The sequence below is a fragment of the Streptomyces lonarensis genome (assembly GCF_012033735.1).
Classification (GTDB): domain Bacteria; phylum Actinomycetota; class Actinomycetes; order Streptomycetales; family Streptomycetaceae; genus Streptomyces; species Streptomyces lonarensis.
Genome location: NZ_JAAVJD010000115.1, coordinates 1 through 17,302 on the forward strand (window position 1 = coordinate 1; position 17,302 = coordinate 17,302).

Sequence of the window (17,302 nt, forward strand, 5' to 3'; positions counted from 1 at the left end):
GATCCGTGCCGCCATGCTCTACGCGCTGAAGGCACCGCCCTTCGCCTACTGGCGCACCGAGGTCCACCCGCTCTCCGTCGTCAGCCTCTCCGGCGGCGGCGCCCCGACACCCCAGGGGCCCGCAGCCGTCCGGACCCGCAGCACGGGCGGTGCCCCCCCCCCTTGTCCGGGGGCGGGGCACCGTTGTGGCGGTCGGCTCGCGCCGGCCCGTGGCCGGCGGCACGCGGAGCCTCGGTCAGGGGGTCGGGTCGATGACCCCGGCGCCGGCGTACTGCTCCACGGCGGCCTTGGCGTCCGCCGGGCTGTCGGCGTCGAAGGCGTAGGGCGGGGTGAAGTCCGTGGTGGACTCCAGGTGCTCGTGGGGGCTGTCGACGAAGGCGTTGTCGACGAGGTTCCAGTAGCCGGTGGAGTTGGAGCCGTACCACCAGCCGACCGGGCCCTCCGGGTAGCCGGCGTGCGAGTCGTCCTCCCCGCTGCCGACGTTCTCGAACCAGTTGCCCTCGACCAGGACCTGCGACCCCATCCGCGCGTTGATCGCGGAGCCGTCGATGTCCTCCAGCAGGTTGTTGGCGAAGTGGACGTCGGCGTGGCGGATCAGCGGGATGCGGGTGTTGAGCCGCTCGAAGTGGTTGTGGTGGTACGTGATCTTGTCGGGGGCGGAGCCGGCGCTGTCGTTGTGACCGACGAGCATGCCCTTCCAGTGGTCGTGGAAGTGGTTCCAGGAGACCGTCACGTACTCGCTGTTGTGGGTGATGTCGACGAGGCCGTCGTAGTAGTCCTTGTCGACGTCGAGGGTGCTGCTGAAGGTGTTGTGGTCGATCCAGACGTGGTGGCTGCCCTCGGTCACGGTGATCGCGTCGCCGTCGCCGAGCCGCACGTGGTGGATGTCGAGGTTGCGGATGATGATGTTGTCCGCGCGGGTGACCTTGATGCCGGCGCCGTCGAACTCCGCGGAGTCGCCCACTCCGAGGATGGAGACGTTGGAGACGTCCTTGACGTCCATCTTGTTGCCGGTCAGGTTGTCGGGCTCGACGGTGGTGTCGACGTGGATGACCAGCCCCTCGTCGGCGTCGGCGCGGCGGTGCTGGTTGAGCAGGTCGTACATGGCCTCGCCGGGGTCGCTGTAGCCGGCTTCGGCGGCGTACTCGCTGAGCAGGTACTCGTGGACGACGTCCGCGCCGAACCCTCCGGTGGTGCCGCCGGCCTCGGCTGCGTAGCCGAGGGGGACGTCGCTGTGGGGGTCGGCCGCTGTGGGGGCGGCTGCCTGCTGGGGGGCGGCCGGCTCGGCCGCGCCGGCGGTGGCGCCGCCGAGCCCTGCGGCCCAGCTGCCGGCGAAGAGCGCTGCGGCGCCGGCTCCGGCGATTCCTGAGCGGAAGAGCGTCTTCTTCTTCACGGACATGGTGCGGCTCCTCTCGGCCGGGGATGTGTGGGGGAACACGGACTGCGCGAGGGGTGGGGGCGCCTCGGAATCCCCGGCTACGGCCCACTTGTTGCAACCGTTTGCAGTAACGTTCTGGAAACAGACTCCCGAAGGCACCCGGGACTGTCAACCCATTGCGCACGGACGTCAACTGGCGTACCGGCCAACGATGTTGCCCCTAGGGGCCTCGATGCGAGCTGTTGCACAGCCGGACGATCACGGCGAGCACCCCACACCACCAGTGCGTTCGACAGTGCGAAGCAAGCGCTTCCACCAGCCTCGGAAGCAACCGGTTGCAGGTTTGCTCGCGGCCGACGCCTGAAGGGGGTCGGCCGGGGCGCGGCGGGCCTCAGCCCAGCCGCAGGTTCCACCGCCCGCCGCCGCCGGAGAGGCTGACGACGGAGAGCGGGTGGACCTCGGTGCGCCAGTAGGCGAAGGGCGGTGCCTTCAGCGCGTAGAGCATGGCGGCACGGATCACCGAGGGCTCGGTGACCGCGACCACACGGCCGTGCGGGCCGGCGGGCCGGGTGTCGAGCCAGCCGCCGACCCGCCCCACGAAGGCGATGAGGGTCTCCCCGCCGTGCGGCGCGGAGCGGGGGTCCCCGAACCAGAACTCGACCGCCGCGGGCTCCCGGGCGGTGGCCTCCCGTAGTGTGAGCCCCTGCCAGCGCCCCATGTCGCAGTCCCGGAGGGCCGGTTGGGCCAGCGGGGCCAGGCCCAAAACGTCGCCGGTCTGACGCGAGCCCGTGGTGGGCGAGCAGTACCGCAGCTCCGCGGCGGCCAGCGGGGCGAGCGCCGGAACGGCGCGTTCGACACTCGCCCAACCGGCGGCGTCGAGCGGACGGTTGTCCCCGAACCGGGCATCGTCGAGCGAGGAACTGCGGGCAGCGGCTATCAGCGTGACCAGCATGGCGGAATCGTACGAGCACTCGTATTCCGGCACCACGGTCCGCGAGGAATTGCCCGGCCCTTTTCGCGTTCCCGGGAAACGGACCGGACCAGCGCCGCGGGCGATCCGGTCGGGGCGCCCGTCGACGCGGACCGACCTAAAATGGAAAGGGCCTGCTCACACCCCTGGAACGGCGGGAGGTCGACGATGCGAGCCCACAACGGAGACCGAATGGTCACCCACGGCAGGACGGTCGGTGACCCCGACCGGGTCGCCCGGGTCGTGGAGGTCCTGGGTCCGGACGGCGCTCCCCCGTACCGGGTCCGGGACGAGACCGGGCACGAGACGGTGGTCTCCCCCGGCCCCGACACGACGGTCCGCCGCGGCCCGGACGACGGGTGACGGGCCGTCCGGACGACGGGTGGCGGACGACAGGGACCGGCGGCTCGGCGCGGCGCGGGTCCGCCAGCCCACGCCGCGCGGGTGCGGCCGCTCGTGCACGGCCGCGCGGGCTCAGCGGTAGTGGTCCTCGTAGACCCGCCACATCGCGCCGAGCGGGTCGGCCTTCACCTGGCTTGCGGCGAAGAACACATGGCCCGTGACCTCGGGGTCCTCCGCGGCCAGCGTGAGATGCCGCGAGAGTTCGGCCGGGTCCTGCCACGCGTCCGGCTGGGCGGCGTCACCGACCTTGTACATGGCCTCGCCCACGATCAGCCGGACGCCCGTCCCGGCGCAGACCTCGGACCACCACGGGACCAGCTTGGCGTAGTCGGCCGCGGCGAGGCCGATGTGCCAGTACAGCTGCGGGACGACGTAGTCCATCCAGCCGTTGCGCACCCAGCCGCGGGTGTCGGCGAAGAGCTCGTCGTAGGCCTGCAGGCTCCGGGTGTCGGAGCCCGCGGGGTCCGTCCCGCGGTTGCGCCAGACACCGAAGGGGCTGATGCCGAACGCGAGGTCCGGGCGCACCGCTTTGACGCGCTCGTGCATCTCCCGCACCAGCAGGTTCACGTTGTTGCGGCGCCAGTCGGCCAGGCTGTCGAAATCGCCGCCGTATTCGGCGTAGGTCTCCGCGTCGTCGAACTCCTCACCCGCCACCGGATAGGGGTAGAAGTAGTCGTCCCAGTGCACCCCGTCGATGGCGTAGTTCTCCGCCGCGTGGATCATCGCGTCCTGGGTGAATCGGCGTACCGCCGGAATTCCCGGGTTGTAGTACAGACCGCCGCCGTAGCGGACGACCCATTCGGGGTTGCGGCGGGCCGGATGGTCGGCGGCCAGTCGGGCCGGATCGTCGTGGTTGGCGATGCGGTAGGGGTTGAACCAGGCGTGCAGCGCCAGTCCGCGCGCGTGTGCCTCCTCGACGGCGAACGCCAGCGGGTCCCATCCGGGGTCCGCGCCCTGCACCCCGGTGAGCCAGGCCGACCACGGCTCGTGGGGCGAGGGCCAGAAGGCGTCGGCCGTGGGCCGGACCTGCAGGAAGACGGCGTTGAGGTTCCAGCGGGCGGCGTCGTCCAACAGGGCGCGCAGCTCGCTGCGCACCTGGTCCGCCGACAGGCCCGGCTTGGAGGGCCAGTCCCCGTTGTTGACGGAGGCGATCCAGACGCCGCGCAGCTCCCCTTCCGGGCGCCACGCGGCACGGGGGCCGGGGTCGGCTGCGGGATCGGGGGTGCCGCCGCCCCCGGGGGACGCGGCGCCGGCGCGGGTCAGGGCGAGCGAGCCGATCGCCGCACCGGCCGCGACGGCGGTGAAGGTTCTGCGGGTGAGGTGTCCCACGCGGTACTCCGTTTGTCGGGTTCGGTGGTGCTCGGTCCGGTGGTCTCCGGGCCGGCGCGGTCGGGTCTGTGCCGCTTCGTCGGGCCAGCTCTATCAAGATGACCAGATCGGCACCCGCCTGACACGGGGGTTCTGCGAAAAGTTCGTGTCGAACAGCGCGCACGCGGCCCACTGGGGCGCACGATGGACCTGCGCGCTCCGCAAGGCCCCGCAGCGTTCCGTCACCGGCACTGGCACGGGGGTGACCCCCCGCCGCCGGTGGGGAACGGGTCCGGGAGTACGGTCGGTGCCGGGGGGCGGTCGCGCGGCAAGGGAGCCGCGCCACCGGCAGTGCTGTCTCGGCGAAAGGGCACGGTGTGACCGACATCGAACGGGTCGGAGTGGTGGGCTGCGGCCAGATGGGCGCCGGGATCGCAGAGGTCTGCGCCCGGGCCGGTCTGGACGTCAAGGTCGCGGAGACGACGGGCGAGGCTTTGGAGCTGGGCCGGTCGCGCCTGGTCAACTCGCTCCACCACGTCACGGAGCGCGGCAAGATCAGCGAGGCCGAGCGCGACGCCACGCTGGAGCGGCTGTCCTTCACCACCGACCTGGGGGAGCTCGCCGACCGGGACCTCGTCATCGAGGCCGTGGTCGAGAACGAGCAGGTGAAGCTGGAGATCTTCCAGGTCCTGGACCAGGTGCTGACCCGGCCGGACGCGATCCTGGCCTCCAACACCTCCTCCATCCCGCTGGTCAACCTGGCGGTCGCCACCACCCGCCCGCAGCAGGTGCTGGGCATCCACTTCTTCAACCCGGCCCAGGTGCAGAACCTGGTCGAGCTGATCCCCGCCCTCACCACCTCCGAGGAGACCCTCCGCCGGTCGGAGGACCTGGTGGTGCGGGTGCTGGGCAAGCACTCGATCCGGGCGCAGGACCGGTCCGGCTTCGTCGTCAACGCGCTGCTGATCCCCTACCTGCTCTCGGCGATCCGGATGTTCGAGGCGGGCGTCGCGGCCCGTGAGGACATCGACAACGGGATGGAGCAGGGGTGCGCCCATCCGATGGGACCGCTGAAGCTGGCGGACCTGATCGGCCTGGACACCGTCGTCTCCGTCGCCGCCTCGATGTACGAGGAGTACAAGGAGCCGCTGTACGCCGCTCCCCCGCTGCTCCAGCGCATGGTCTCCGCCGGTCGACTCGGCCGGAAGACCGGCGCGGGCTTCTACACCTACGGCTGAGGTCGACCGATGAGCACCGTCTCGGTGGACTTCGACGGGGTGATCCACGCCTACCGCCGGGGTTGGGCGGATGGCACGATCTACGACCCGCCCGTGCCCGGCGCACTGGAGGCGCTGCGGACGCTGATGTCCGAGCACGCGGTCTTCGTGCTGACCAGCCGCGACCCGGAGCAGGTCGCCCCGTGGCTCGACGACCACGGCTTCGAGACGGTGGTCGACCGGCACACCGCCCGGCGCCGGTTCTGGAACGGCCGCGGCAAGCTGCTCGTGACCAGCCGCAAGCTGCCCGCCTCGGCGTACATCGACGACCGTGCGGTCCGGTTCACCGACTGGGACCGGACGCTGCGCGAGGTCGCCGACCTGGAGTGACGGGCGGGCGGCCGGGCGGGGCTCCCGTCCTGGCCGCCCCGCCCGGCCGCCCGGGGCTCAGGCGGACTTGCGGCCGCCGGCGGCCTTCTTCGCCGGACCGGCGGCGCTCTTGCGGGCCGCGCCCTCCTTGGCCGCGGACTTCTTCGCGGCCGTCTTCCGCGCGGCGGTCCTCTTCCCCGCGGTGGCCTTCGTCCCGGCCCCGGCCTTCTTCGCCGCTGTCTTCTTCGCGGCGGTCTTCCGGGTGGCGGTCTTCTTGCCGGAGGCCCGGCCCGTGCCGCTCGCCGTCTTCTTCGCCGCCCCGCCCGAACGGCCGCGGGTGCCGCCGGACCGCCGCGACCCGCCGTCGGTGATCTCGGTGACGGTCGCGCTGCGGCCCTCCCCGGCTCCATCGGCCTCGTCGGCGTCCTGCTCGTCGACGTCCTCGCCCCGGGCCCCTTTGGCGGCGCGGACGCTGTCCTGGAGCGCGGACATCAGGTCGACGACGGTCCCGCCGGTGGGCGCGGGAGCGGCCTGCTCCGGCTCGACGCCGTTGAGCTTGGCGGTGACCAGCTCCTCGACGGCACTGCGGTACTCGTCGTGCAGCTCCTCCAGGTCGACCTCGCCCAGCGAGTCCATGAGCGTGTCGGCGAGGTCCAGCTCGGCGTCGCGCACCGTGACCTTCCCCTGCGGGGCGATCCCGGCGGCCGGGCGGATCTCGTCCGGCCAGAGCATGGTGTGCATGCCGAGGACGCCGTCCTCCCCGGGGCGCAGCAGGGCCAGCGTCTCCCGGCCCCGCATCGCCAGCTTGGCCACCGCTCCCTTGCCGGAGCGCGCCAGCGCCTCCCGCAGCAGTACGTAGGGCTTGTCCGCGCCGGTGTCCGGGGCGAGGTAGTACGAGCGGTCCAGCTGGATCAACTGCACCGAGTCGACGGGGACGAAGCCGAGGATCTCGACCGTGCGCGCGGTGGGCAGCGGCATCTGGGCGAGCTCGCTGTCGCTGACCATGACCACCGAGCCGTCCGGCGCCTGGTAGCCCTTGCCGATCTCCTCGCCGCCGACCTCCTGCTCGTCGATCTCGCAGACCTTGCGGTAGCGGATGCGGCCGCCGTCGGTCACGTGCAGTTGGCGGAAGGAGACGCTGTGGTTCTCGGTGGCGCCGACCACCTTGATGGGGATCGTGACGAGACCGAAGGAAATGGCACCTTTCCAGATGGATCGCATGTGCTGCCCCTTTCGTGCCACTCTTCGAGTATGACGGTCACCGAGGTCGAGGGGCGCCGCCTGACCCTCACCAATCTCGACAAGGTCATCCACCCCGCGACGGGGACCACCAAGGGCGAGCTGGTCCACCACTACGCGGTCAACGCCGGGACGCTCCTGCCCCACCTGCACGACCGGCCGCTGAGCTTCCTGCGCTACCCGGACGGGCCGGGCGGGCAGCGGTTCTTCACCAAGAACGTGCCGCCCGGTACGCCCGGCTGGGTGAAGAGCTCCGAGGTGCCCCGCCACGGGGACGCGCCGGCCCGGCAGGTGCTGGTGCAGGATCTGCCGAGCCTGGTGTGGGCCGCCAACCTGGTGGTGGAGTTCCACACGCCGCAGTGGCGCGCCACCGAGCCGGAGCAGGCCGACCGGCTCGTGCTCGACCTCGACCCGGGCAGCCCGGCGACCGTGGTGGAGTGCTGCGTGCTCGCCCGGTGGCTGCGTGACCGGCTGGCCGAGGACGGGCTCGCGTCCTACGTGAAGACCTCCGGCTCCAAGGGACTGCACCTGCTCTGCCCGCTGGTGCCCGCCCCGGCGGCGGAGGTGTCCGCCTACGCCCGGTCGCTGGCGGAGCTGGCGGCGGCCGAGCTGCCGGAGCTCGCGGTGGCCGTGATGCGCCGCGCCGCCCGGCCGGGGAAGGTCTTCGTGGACTGGAGCCAGAACGCCGCCGCCAAGACCACCGCCGCTCCGTACACACTGAGGGCCCGGGAGAGCCCGGAGGTGTCGACGCCGGTCACCTGGGAGGAGGTGGCCGGCTGCGCCGACCCCCGGGAGCTGGCCTTCACCCTGGCCGACGTCCCGGACCGTATCGCCGCCCACGGCGATCTGCTGGGCGGCCTTCTCAACGCCGCCCGCGCCCGGCCGCTGCCGGCGGTCCGCCGACCGCGGGCGTGACCGGCCGCAGGGGGCGGGAGCGGCAGGGCGGGCGGCTGCGGCGGAGTCCGGTGCGGCGAGCACCGGCCCGCGGAGGACGCGACCGAGGGCGCCGGGAGCGGGGAAGGCCCCCGGGCCGCACCGTCAGGTGCGGCCCGGGGGCCCGTCGTCCCGTGCGCCGGGTCAGGCGCCGCGCAGCGCGGCGCCCAGCTCCTCGGCAGCGGCGGTCACGGCGGCACCGCGGGCGGCGGTGACCTCCTCCGCGGTGAGCGTGCGGTCCGCGGCGCGCAGCCGCAGCGTGTACGCGAGCGACTTGCGCCCCGCCTCGATCTGCTCGCCGGTGTAGACGTCGAACAGCTCCAGCGACTCCAGCAGCTCGCCCGTGGCGTCCCGCAGCACCCGCTCCACCGCCGCCGCGGGGACGGAGCGGTCCACCACCAGCGCGAGGTCCTGGGTGGCGACCGGGAAGGCCGACACCCGGGGTGCGCGCAGCGGGCCGGCGCCGGCGGACTCGACCAGGTCGAGGTCCAGCTCCATGGCGCAGCTGCGCTCAGGGAGGGACAGCGCCTTCACCACACGCGGGTGCAGCTCGCCGGCGTGGCCGGCGAGGACGCGTTCGCCCTCGACCGTCACGTACAGCGCGGCGCACCGGCCCGGGTGGAACGGCGCGTGCTGCGCCGAGACGATCTCCAGCTCGGTCGAGACCTGCGCGGCGACCAGCCGCGCGGCCTGCACCGCGTCGGCCCAGTCCGCCGGGCGGCCGGCGCCCCACCAACCGGCCGCGGCGCGGTCGCCGGCGAGCGCGACGGCGACGTGGCGGGGCTGGTGCGGCAGCGACGCGTCGAGCCGGGCGAGCTCCTCGTCGCTCGGCCGGGCCGCCACTCCCGGACGCACCGGGGCGGGCTCCTCGCCGGTGGGCAGGAAGACCGTGCCGGACTCGAAGAGCGCCAGGTCGTGGCTGCCGCGGCGGTCGTTGCGGCGCAGGGTCGCGAGCAGCCCCGGCAGCAGCGTGGTGCGCAGCTCCGGCTCCTGGTCGGAGAGCGGGTTGGCCAGCGTCATCGTCCGCAGCCGGGGGTCGCCCTCCGGGATGCCGAGGTCGGTGAGCGAGCGGGCGCTGATGAAGGGGTAGCTCGGCGCCTCCACGTACCCGGCGCCGGCCAGCGCGCGCCCGGTGCGGCGGCGCAGCCGCTGCGTCTCGGTCAGGCCGCGGCCGGCCGGGGGCCGCGGCAGCGTCGAGGGCAGGTGGGCGTAGCCCTCCAGCCGGATGACCTCCTCGGCGAGGTCGTTGGGGGCCTGGAGGTCGGAGCGCCAGGTCGGAACGGTGACGGTCAGCTCGTCGCTGCCGTACACGTCGCAGCCGATGGACTGCAGGCGCCGGACGACCGTCTCACGGTCGTAGTCGACGCCGGCGACCCGGCCCGGGTGGGTGGCGGGCATCAGCACGGTCCGCGGGGTGGCGACCGAACTGACGTGGGTGACACCGGGGTCGGCGGTGCCGCCGCAGAGCAGGACCAGCAGGTCGACGGCGCGCTGCGCCGCAGCGGCCGCCGCCTCCGGGTCGACGCCCCGCTCGAACCGGCGCGACGCCTCGGAGGAGAGCTTGTGGCGCCGTGCGGTCCGGGCGATGTCACGGGGGGCGAAGTGCGCCGCCTCGATGACGATGTCCGTGGTGGCTCCGGCGCCCTCCGCGGCGGCGTCGGCCGCGATGATCTCGGTCTCGGCACCGCCCATCACGCCGGCCAGGCCGATGGGGCCGCGGCCGTCGGTGATGACCAGGTCCTCCGGGTGGAGGGTGCGGCGGACCCCGTCCAGCGTGGTCAGCTTCTCCCCGGCCTGTGCGCGGCGCACCCCGACGGGGCCCTCCAGCCGGGCCCGGTCGTAGGCGTGCAGCGGCTGCCCGAGCTCCAGCATCACGTAGTTGGTGATGTCGACCGCCGGGGAGATGGACCGCATGCCGGCCTTCTCCAGGCGGCGGCGCAGCCACACCGGGGAGTCCGCGTCGGGCCGGACGCCGGTGACGGTGCGCGCGACGAAGCGGTCGCAGGCCGCGCGGTCGGCGACCTCCACCGGGTACCCGTCGCCGTTGGGCACCGGCACGTCCAGCAGCGCGGGGTCGCGCAGCGGCAGGTCGAAGGCGATGGCCGTCTCGCGGGCCAGCCCGCGCAGCGACAGGCAGTAACCGCGGTCGGGGTTGACGGAGATGTCGAGGATCTCGTCGACCAGTTCCAGCAGTTCCACCGCGTCGGTGCCGGGCTCGTACTCCGGCGGCAGCACGATGATGCCGTCGTGGTCGTCGCTGGTGCCGAGTTCGGAGGCGGAGCAGATCATGCCCTCGGAGACCTTGCCGTAGGTCTTCCGCGAGGAGATCGTGAAGCCGCCGGGGAGCTCGCCCCCGGGGAGGATGACGACGACCTTGTCGCCGACCGAGAAGTTCCGCGCGCCGCAGATGATGTTCTGCGGCTCGCCGGTGCCGTTGGCGTCGCCGACGTCCACCTGGCAGTAGCGGATCGGCTTCTTGAACTCGGTCAGCTCCTCGATCGCCAGCACGTGGCCGACCACCAGCGGGCCGGTCAGGCCGCCGCCGGTGCGCTCGACGGTCTCGACCTCCAGGCCGGCGGCGGTGAGCGCGGCGGCGACGTCGCGGCCGGTGACCTCGGCCGGCAGCTCGACGTATTCCCGCAGCCAGGAAAGCGGGGCCCGCATCAGATCTCCATCCCGAAGGGCCGGGTGAACCGGACGTCACCCTCGACCATGTCTCGCATGTCCTCGACGTTGTGGCGGAACATCAGCAGCCGCTCGATGCCGAACCCGAAGGCGAAGCCGCTGTACCGCTCGGGGTCCACACCGCAGGCGGTGAGGACGCGCGGGTTGACCATCCCGCAGCCGCCCAGTTCGATCCAGCCCTCGCTGGAGCAGGTGCGGCAGGGCCGGTCCGGGTTGCCGACGGAGGCCCCGCGGCAGACGTAGCAGACCATGTCCATCTCGGCGGACGGCTCGGTGAAGGGGAAGTGGTCCGGGCGGAGCCGGGTCTCCATCCCCTCGCCGAACAGCGAGCGCACCATGTGGTCCAGGGTGCCCTTGAGGTCCGCCATGGTCAGGCCCTCGTCGACCGCCAGCAGCTCCACCTGGTGGAAGACGGGGGTGTGGGTGGCGTCCAGCTCGTCGGTGCGGAAGACCCGTCCGGGGCAGACCACGTAGACGGGCGGCTCGCGGTCCAGCAGCGAGCGGATCTGCACCGGGGAGGTGTGGGTGCGCAGCACCAGGCCCGCGTCGTCGGGGCCGACCTCGCCGCCGCCGGGCGGCCGGACGAAGAAGGTGTCCTGCGTGGTGCGGGCCGGGTGGTCCGGTCCGATGTTGAGGGCGTCGAAGTTGAACCAGTCCGCTTCGAGCTCCGGGCCCTCGGCCACCTCGTAGCCCATGGCCGTGAAGATGTCCTCGATGCGGTCCATGAGGGTGGTCAGCGGGTGGCGGGCGCCGGGGCGGACGCGGTCGTACGGCAGGGAGACGTCCACCGCCTCCTCGACCAGCACGCGCTCGTCGCGCTCCTCCTCCAGCTGCTCCTGCCGCGCGGCGAGCGCCTTGGAGACGGCGCCGCGGGCCTGGCCGACGCGCTTGCCGGACTCGGCGCGCGCCTTCGGCGGCAGTGCGCCGATCTCGCGGTTGGCCAGCGCGAGCGGCGAGCGGTCGCCGCTGTGCGCGGCCTTCACCTCGCGCAACGCGTCGAGGCTGTCGGCCGCGGCGATCGCCGCGAGCGCGTCCTCGCGCGCCCGGTCGATCACTTCGGCTTTCAGCGCTTCGACCTCGACGGGGTCGTATGACTTATTGGGTGCCGACATCGCTTCTCGGTGTTCCCTACTTCCGGTGTGCCTGGCGCGCCCGCTCGGCGGCGGCGGTGGTGCCGGGTGCCGAGTCTACGGCGCGCCCGCCCCGCGTCGCGCCCCGTGGCCCCCGCGGGCCTGCGGCGGGACGGAGGCGGCGGGGTGTACCGCGGCGGCAGTGGACGGTCCGGTGCCCGGTGCTCCGGGCACGGTGGCGGTGGCGCCCGCGGGGCGGTGTCGTCGTTCCGGCGGCGCCCGGCGGGCGCGCGGGGCGGTCAGGAGACGAGGACGGCCGGGGTTCCCGCGGGCAGGATGAATCGGAACCGCGCGCCGCCGCCGGGGCAGCGGCCCACGGTGACGGTACCGCCGTGGGCCTCGATGATGCCCTTGACGATGTAGAGGCCGAGGCCGGTGCCGCCGCGGGTCGAGCCGCGCCAGAAGCGGGTGAAGACCCGGTGCATGACGTCCTCGGGGATGCCTGCTCCCTGGTCGCTGACGGTCACGGCGGTGCCCTCCGAACGGTCGTCGGTGTGCGGTACGGGTTCCACCTCGATGGTGACGGTTCCCGCGCCGTGGCGCACCGCGTTTTCCAGGAGGTTGCCGAGCACCTGGGCGATCTTGTCCGGGTCGGCCCACAGCACCGGCAGACCCCGAGCGAGCCGCAGGTCGAAGCGGTCCGGGTCGGCACCCGCGGTGACGAGCGTCTTGACCTGGCGGCGGACCGCGTCGTCCAGCCGCACCGGCTCGCGCCGTATCTCCAGCCGCCCCGAGTCGATGCGGGAGACGTCGAGCAGCTCGGTGATCAGCCGGGTGACGCGGTCGGCGTCGGCGTCGACGGTCTGGAGCATGAGCCGCTTCTGCTCGTCGGTGAAGCGGTCCCACTTGTCGAGCAGGGTGGCGGTGAACCCCTTCACCGAGGTGAGCGGCGACCGCAGCTCGTGGGCCACGGTCGCGATCAGCTCGGCGTTGGAGCGTTCCATGCGCTGGCGGGCCTCGGTGCTGCGCAGCGTGATGACGACCTGCCGCACCGGGCCGGCGGGCCGGACCCGCACGTACCGGGCGGCCACCAGGACCTCCCGGCCGCCGGGCAGCAGGAGGTTGCGCTCGGGCTGGCCGGCGCGGGTGGCGAGGCCGCGGTACGGGTCGGTCAGCTGCCACCACGGGCGGCCGTCCGGGTCCTCCAACGGCAGCGCCTCGGCGAGGGTGGAGCCGAGCGCCTGGGCGGGATCGGTGCCGGTCAGCCGGGCGGCCTCCGCGTTGAAGCAGGTGACGCGCCCCTGGTTGTCGGCGATCACCAGCCCGTCGGGCAGGTCGTCGGGGGGTACGTCCAGCTCTCCCGCCCCGGGCCGCTTCACCATTCCCGCCCGTCCCCTCCTGTATCCGCTCCGTAACCCTACTAGGACCGAGCGGGGTTTGAGACCCCGTCAGGGAAGCGGGAGCGCTCAGGAGTTCCGGCGGCAGCCCCCGGGGGCGCGCTGGGCGCGGGCGGAGGCGTAGAGGCAGACCGCGGCGGCGGTGGCCAGGTTGAGGCTCTCCGCGCGGCCGTGGATGGGGACGCTGACGACCCCGTCGGCGAGCGCCCTGGTCTCCTCGGGCAGCCCCCACGCCTCGTTGCCGAAGATCCAGGCGGTGGGGGCGCCCATCGCCCCGGCGTCCAGCTCGGCGTCGAGGTCGCGGTCCCCGGCGCCGTCGGCGGCCAGTACCCGGGCGCCCGCGCCGGTCAGGCCGGCGACCGCCTCGGCCACCGGGACACCGACGGCCACGGGGAGATGGAACAGACTGCCGACGGACGCACGGACCGCCTTGGGGTTGTACACGTCCACCGAGGCGTCGGTGAGCACCACCGCGTCGGCGCCCGCTGCGTCGGCGCAGCGCAGCACCGTCCCGGCGTTGCCCGGGTCGCGCACGTGGGCGAGGACGGCGACCAGCCGGGGGCCGGAGGCCAGCACCTCGGCGAACGGGCGGTCGACGAACCGGCACACCCCGACCAGCCCCTGCGGGGTCACGGTCTGCGAGATGCCCGCCAGCACCTCCTCGGCCGCCACCGCGGTGCGCGCGCCCGCCGCGCGCGCGGCGGCCAGCAGGTCGGCGTGGCGCTCGGCCGCCTCGGGGGTGGCGAACAGTTCGACCAGGAAGGCGCCCTCGCCGTCACCGTGGGCGATGGCCTCCCGGACCGCCTGCGGGCCCTCCGCCAGGAAGCGGCGTTCCCGGGTGCGTGCGCTGCGGCGGGCCAGCCGCCGGGCGGCTACGGCGCGCGAGGAGCGCGGGGAGGTCAGCTCGGCGGGGAGCATGCTCACAGCTCGCTTCCATGACGAAGGGGTGCGGGGCGCCGCGGCGGGCGCGGGTGGGCGGCGGAGTGCGAGGGCCCGGCGGGCGCCGGGACGGGGGCCGGGGACGAGCCGGACCCGCAGGCAGCGTGGCCTGCGGGTCCGTCGTCAGCCGGTGTGCGCCGTGGTTCAGGCGGCCTTCGGCGCGTTCACGTCCGCCGGGAGGGCCTTCTGGGCGACCTCGACCAGGGCGGCGAAGGCGTTGGGGTCGTTCACGGCCAGCTCGGCCAGCATCTTCCGGTTCACGTCGACCTCGGCGGCCTTGAGCCCCTGGACGAACCGGTTGTAGGTGATGCCGTTGGCGCGGGCGGCGGCGTTGATCCGCTGGATCCACAGCTGCCGGAAGTCGCCCTTGCGCTTCTTGCGGTCGTTGTAGTTGTAGACGAACGAGTGGGTGACCTGCTCCTTCGCCTTGCGGTACAGGCGGGAGCGCTGGCCGCGGTAGCCGCTGGCCTGCTCGAGGATCGCCCGGCGCTTCTTGTGGGCGTTGACTGCCCGCTTGACGCGTGCCACGTGAAAACTCCTTGTAGAAGGGCCGCGGTTGACTCACGCGGCCCGGTGACGGTTGGGTCCCGGCCTCGTCGCTGCGCCCGGCCGCCCCGCGTGGTGCGGGGCCGGGCGCAGCCGGATCACTTGCCGAGAAGCTTCTTGATCCGCTTGGCGTCGGCCGGGGCCGTCTCCGTGGTACCGGCCAGACGGCGGGTGAGGGTGGAGGACTTGTGCTCCAGGTAGTGGCGGCGACCGGAGCGCTGGCGGATCACCTTGCCGGAGCCGGAGAGCTTGAAGCGCTTGCTGGCACCGCTGTGCGTCTTGTTCTTCGGCATGTCGCCGTTCTTCTCCTCGTCGGTGGCGCGCGGCCGACCGGCTGCTCCCGGCTGGGGCCGGGGGCGCCGGACGGGCGCGCGCCTCTTCGCTGTCTGGTCTGACGGCCCGGGTTCGGCGGGGCTCAGGCCCGCGCTTCGCCCTGACGCTCGGCCTTGCGGGCGGCCTGGGCCTCCCGGGCCTCTGCCATGGCCTCGGTCTTCTTCTTGTGCGGACCGAGAACCATGATCATGTTTCGGCCGTCCTGCTTCGGGTTCGACTCGACGAACCCCAGGTCCTGGACGTCCTCCGCCAGGCGCTGGAGCAGCCGGTACCCGAGCTCGGGACGGGACTGCTCACGACCACGGAACATGATCGTGATCTTGACCTTGTCACCCTGCTTGAGGAACCGGACGACGTGACCCTTTTTGGTGTCGTAGTCGTGCGGGTCGATCTTCGGCCGGAGCTTCATCTCCTTGATGACCGTGTGCGCCTGGTTCTTGCGCGCCTCACGGGCCTTCAGGGCCGACTCGTACTTGAACTTTCCGTAGTCCATGAGCTTGCACACCGGCGGCCTGGCGGTCGCCGCGACCTCGACGAGGTCGAGGTCGTACTCCTGTGCGAGCTCCAGGGCCTTGGCAAGCGGCACAATGCCGACCTGCTCGCCACTGGGACCGACGAGTCGCACCTCGGGGACGCGAATCCGGTCGTTGATGCGGGGCTCGGCGCTGATGGGGCCTCCTCGGTTCACCGCACGGATGCCTGGCGGACAGCCGTGCCTGAGAGTTTCGTCTGTGGTGACCGCCGGCCGGGCACACGACAAGAGCCCCGACCGTCGCCGGCGGGGCTCCTCACAGACTGGCCGCACCACCGCAGGCACGCGGCGACACGAGTCCGACCTTTGACCTGCCGACCAGGGGTCGATCAGGTGGGAGATACGGAGCCTCCACTTGCGGGCCGGTTCACCCGTGACGCGCGAGAGCGCGCACTGATGTCCGGCCGGTCAAGGTTCATCGTACCGCACCCTCCGGCGCGCGCCTCCCCAGGTGGCGCCGGGGCGGGCGGCGGCCGCTCGCTACGCTGGGCGGCAGCCACCCGGGCAGCCCCGGGACCGGCCCACCCACGAGATGCGGACGAGACGACGATCCATGAGTGACGACGCCAGCACCCAGCCCACCGGCACCCCGGCCGACGCCGCCGCCGACCAGACCCGGGACATCGCCGACGTGCCGGCCGTCGAGGTCATCACCACGGTGGCGGTCCACCTGATGAGCGCCGCCGCGGTCAACCTGGGCCTGTCGGAGGAGGGCGAGGACCACCTGGACCTCGACGAGGCCCGCAAGCTGATCACCGCCCTGGCCGGCCTGGTGACCGCGGGGGCCACCGAGGTCAGTTCCTTCCACGCCGCGCCGCTGCGGGACGGCCTGAAGTCACTGCAGCTGGCCTTCCGCGAGGCGTCGGTGGTGCCCGACGAGCCGGGCGCCGGGCCGGGCGAGAAGTTCACCGGCCCCGTGCTGGGCTGACCGGACGAGGCCGGCGCGGCGGGGGCGCCGGCCCCCGCCGCGCGGCCCCGGGCACGCGGACTACCGGCGGTAGAGGGGCTCCCCGCCGGGCAGCGCGGTGCCGGCGGGCAGTACGGCCAGCTGCAGTCCGCGCACCAGCCGGCTGCGCAGCACGGTGTCGGCGGCGAGTGCGCCCGCCAGGCGGGTGACCTCCTCGCGATCCCCGGCGCCGGCGTCGAACACCACCGCGAGAGTGCCGTCGGTCTCCCCGCCGGGCACGAGCTGCGCCGCGGCCACGCCGGGTTCGGCGGCCAGCAGCGTGCGGACCGCCTCCGCGACCTCGGGCCCGGCCACCGGCGCGCCCCCGGTCGCCAGGGCGCGCAGCGCCCGCCCGGCGATCTCGTAGGGCACCGGACCGGCGAGGTCGAGCACGAGCGAGCCGACCCCCTCCTGCACCGCTGCCTGGAGCGCCTGCTGCGGGGTGACGGCCACCGGCCGGGCGTCGGGCCGCCACTGCAGGAGGGCGGCGGTGGACGAGAAGACGGGCAGCGCCTTGCGGCCGCCCGGGCGCTCCAGTGTGAGGACCGCCATCTCGCTGCTCTTCTCGCGCTTCAGGCCGTCGGGGCCGGTCTCGGCCTCACCCAGCACCGCGACCACGGGCACCAGTAGCCGGGCGTCGGTCAGCAGGGCGATCACTGCATCCTGCGCCGCGGGGTCCTCCCGGTGCTCCGCCCAGTGCGACAGCGCCGCCACCAGGTCGGGGTCGGCGGAGCCGTCGTCGTCGGCGAATGGGGACCGGGGGATGTTGTGGAGCTGCACCCTGCGAGGGTATCGGCGGCGACGGGGCGTCCTCGGCGCGCCCCACCGCGCCCGGCGCGCGCCCCGCGGACGCGCCCCCGGCGTTACCTTTTCTTGACGTCGGCCGGCTGACTCGTGCACCCGTGCGAGATACCGTCGGGCGCATGAGCCCTGAGATCCCCCGTCAGCGCACCCGCCGGCTGGCGCCCGCCCTGCTCGGCGCGGCGCTGGCCACCGGGGTGCTCGCCGCGGCCTCCGCGGGGGGCACGGGCGGCGACG

Annotated in this window: 17 protein-coding genes; 5 read left to right on the forward strand and 12 right to left on the reverse strand. The window is 73.5% G+C overall.

The features are described from left to right. Positions 1 to 235: 235 nt before the first annotated feature. Both HCN56_RS15155 and HCN56_RS15160 read right to left on the reverse strand, forming a co-directional pair. Positions 236 to 1,399: a pectate lyase family protein gene (locus HCN56_RS15155; RefSeq protein ID WP_167971398.1), complete on the reverse strand. Its 1,164-nt coding sequence runs from the start codon at positions 1,397 to 1,399 to the stop codon at positions 236 to 238. Positions 1,400 to 1,769: 370 nt separating this feature from the next. Then, on the reverse strand, positions 1,770 to 2,330 hold the full coding sequence (locus HCN56_RS15160; protein ID WP_167971400.1) for a histidine phosphatase family protein: 561 nt from the start codon (positions 2,328 to 2,330) through the stop codon (positions 1,770 to 1,772). Between the two features lie 186 nt (positions 2,331 to 2,516). Here HCN56_RS15160 and HCN56_RS15165 point away from each other — a divergent pair, with 186 nt between their 5' ends. Further along, entirely contained in the window at positions 2,517 to 2,711 is a 195-nt protein-coding gene (locus tag HCN56_RS15165) for a DUF1918 domain-containing protein (RefSeq protein ID WP_167971402.1), read from the forward strand. Between the two features lie 111 nt (positions 2,712 to 2,822). Here the strand turns inward: HCN56_RS15165 and HCN56_RS15170 are convergent, their stop codons facing one another. Next, positions 2,823 to 4,079 carry a glycoside hydrolase family 10-like protein gene (locus HCN56_RS15170; protein WP_312871243.1) on the reverse strand — a complete coding sequence of 419 codons (1,257 nt, stop codon included), beginning with the start codon at positions 4,077 to 4,079 and terminating at the stop codon, positions 2,823 to 2,825. A 356-nt stretch (positions 4,080 to 4,435) separates the two neighbouring features. Here HCN56_RS15170 and HCN56_RS15175 point away from each other — a divergent pair, with 356 nt between their 5' ends. Both HCN56_RS15175 and HCN56_RS15180 read left to right on the forward strand, forming a co-directional pair. After that, on the forward strand, positions 4,436 to 5,296 hold the full coding sequence (locus tag HCN56_RS15175) for a 3-hydroxybutyryl-CoA dehydrogenase (RefSeq protein ID WP_167971404.1): 861 nt from the start codon (positions 4,436 to 4,438) through the stop codon (positions 5,294 to 5,296). 9 nt (positions 5,297 to 5,305) lie between these two features. Next, positions 5,306 to 5,665: a hypothetical protein gene (locus HCN56_RS15180; RefSeq protein WP_167971406.1), complete on the forward strand. Its 360-nt coding sequence runs from the start codon at positions 5,306 to 5,308 to the stop codon at positions 5,663 to 5,665. Positions 5,666 to 5,722: 57 nt separating this feature from the next. Here the strand turns inward: HCN56_RS15180 and ku are convergent, their stop codons facing one another. After that, positions 5,723 to 6,865 (reverse strand): non-homologous end joining protein Ku, encoded by a 1,143-nt coding sequence (gene ku, locus HCN56_RS15185; RefSeq protein WP_167971408.1) that lies wholly within the window; start codon positions 6,863 to 6,865, stop codon positions 5,723 to 5,725. Positions 6,866 to 6,895: 30 nt separating this feature from the next. On the opposite strand from ku, the gene ligD reads away from it, so the two are divergent. Further along, positions 6,896 to 7,798: a non-homologous end-joining DNA ligase gene (gene ligD / locus HCN56_RS15190; protein WP_167971410.1), complete on the forward strand. Its 903-nt coding sequence runs from the start codon at positions 6,896 to 6,898 to the stop codon at positions 7,796 to 7,798. Between the two features lie 162 nt (positions 7,799 to 7,960). Here ligD and pheT read toward each other — a convergent pair whose 3' ends face one another. The 7 genes from pheT to infC all read right to left on the reverse strand — a co-directional run bounded on the left by pheT (position 7,961) and on the right by infC (position 15,474). Next, a complete protein-coding gene (gene pheT, locus HCN56_RS15195) occupies positions 7,961 to 10,480 on the reverse strand; it encodes a phenylalanine--tRNA ligase subunit beta (protein ID WP_167971412.1) in 2,520 nt (839 codons plus the stop codon). Beyond that, positions 10,480 to 11,613, reverse strand: coding sequence for a phenylalanine--tRNA ligase subunit alpha (gene pheS / locus HCN56_RS15200; protein WP_167971414.1), 1,134 nt, complete (start codon positions 11,611 to 11,613; stop codon positions 10,480 to 10,482). The genes pheT and pheS overlap by 1 nt, the downstream gene beginning before the upstream one ends. A gap of 257 nt (positions 11,614 to 11,870) precedes the next feature. Continuing rightward, entirely contained in the window at positions 11,871 to 12,953 is a 1,083-nt protein-coding gene (locus tag HCN56_RS15205; protein WP_167971416.1) for a sensor histidine kinase, read from the reverse strand. 84 nt (positions 12,954 to 13,037) lie between these two features. Continuing rightward, positions 13,038 to 13,886, reverse strand: coding sequence for a TrmH family RNA methyltransferase (locus HCN56_RS15210; protein WP_167971426.1), 849 nt, complete (start codon positions 13,884 to 13,886; stop codon positions 13,038 to 13,040). Positions 13,887 to 14,051: 165 nt separating this feature from the next. After that, entirely contained in the window at positions 14,052 to 14,435 is a 384-nt protein-coding gene (rplT, locus tag HCN56_RS15215; RefSeq protein ID WP_167933619.1) for a 50S ribosomal protein L20, read from the reverse strand. Between the two features lie 116 nt (positions 14,436 to 14,551). Further along, the gene (gene rpmI, locus HCN56_RS15220; protein WP_167971418.1) at positions 14,552 to 14,746 is read right to left on the reverse strand and encodes a 50S ribosomal protein L35; all 195 of its coding nucleotides are present in this window, start codon (positions 14,744 to 14,746) and stop codon (positions 14,552 to 14,554) included. A 122-nt stretch (positions 14,747 to 14,868) separates the two neighbouring features. After that, entirely contained in the window at positions 14,869 to 15,474 is a 606-nt protein-coding gene (gene infC / locus HCN56_RS15225; protein WP_167933617.1) for a translation initiation factor IF-3, read from the reverse strand. Between the two features lie 397 nt (positions 15,475 to 15,871). On the opposite strand from infC, the gene HCN56_RS15230 reads away from it, so the two are divergent. Then, positions 15,872 to 16,246: a DUF1844 domain-containing protein gene (locus tag HCN56_RS15230; protein ID WP_167971420.1), complete on the forward strand. Its 375-nt coding sequence runs from the start codon at positions 15,872 to 15,874 to the stop codon at positions 16,244 to 16,246. A 60-nt stretch (positions 16,247 to 16,306) separates the two neighbouring features. Here HCN56_RS15230 and HCN56_RS15235 read toward each other — a convergent pair whose 3' ends face one another. Continuing rightward, positions 16,307 to 17,044, reverse strand: a complete 738-nt coding sequence (locus tag HCN56_RS15235) for an SseB family protein (RefSeq protein ID WP_167971422.1) — start codon at positions 17,042 to 17,044, stop codon at positions 16,307 to 16,309. Between the last annotated feature and the right edge of the window lie 258 nt (positions 17,045 to 17,302).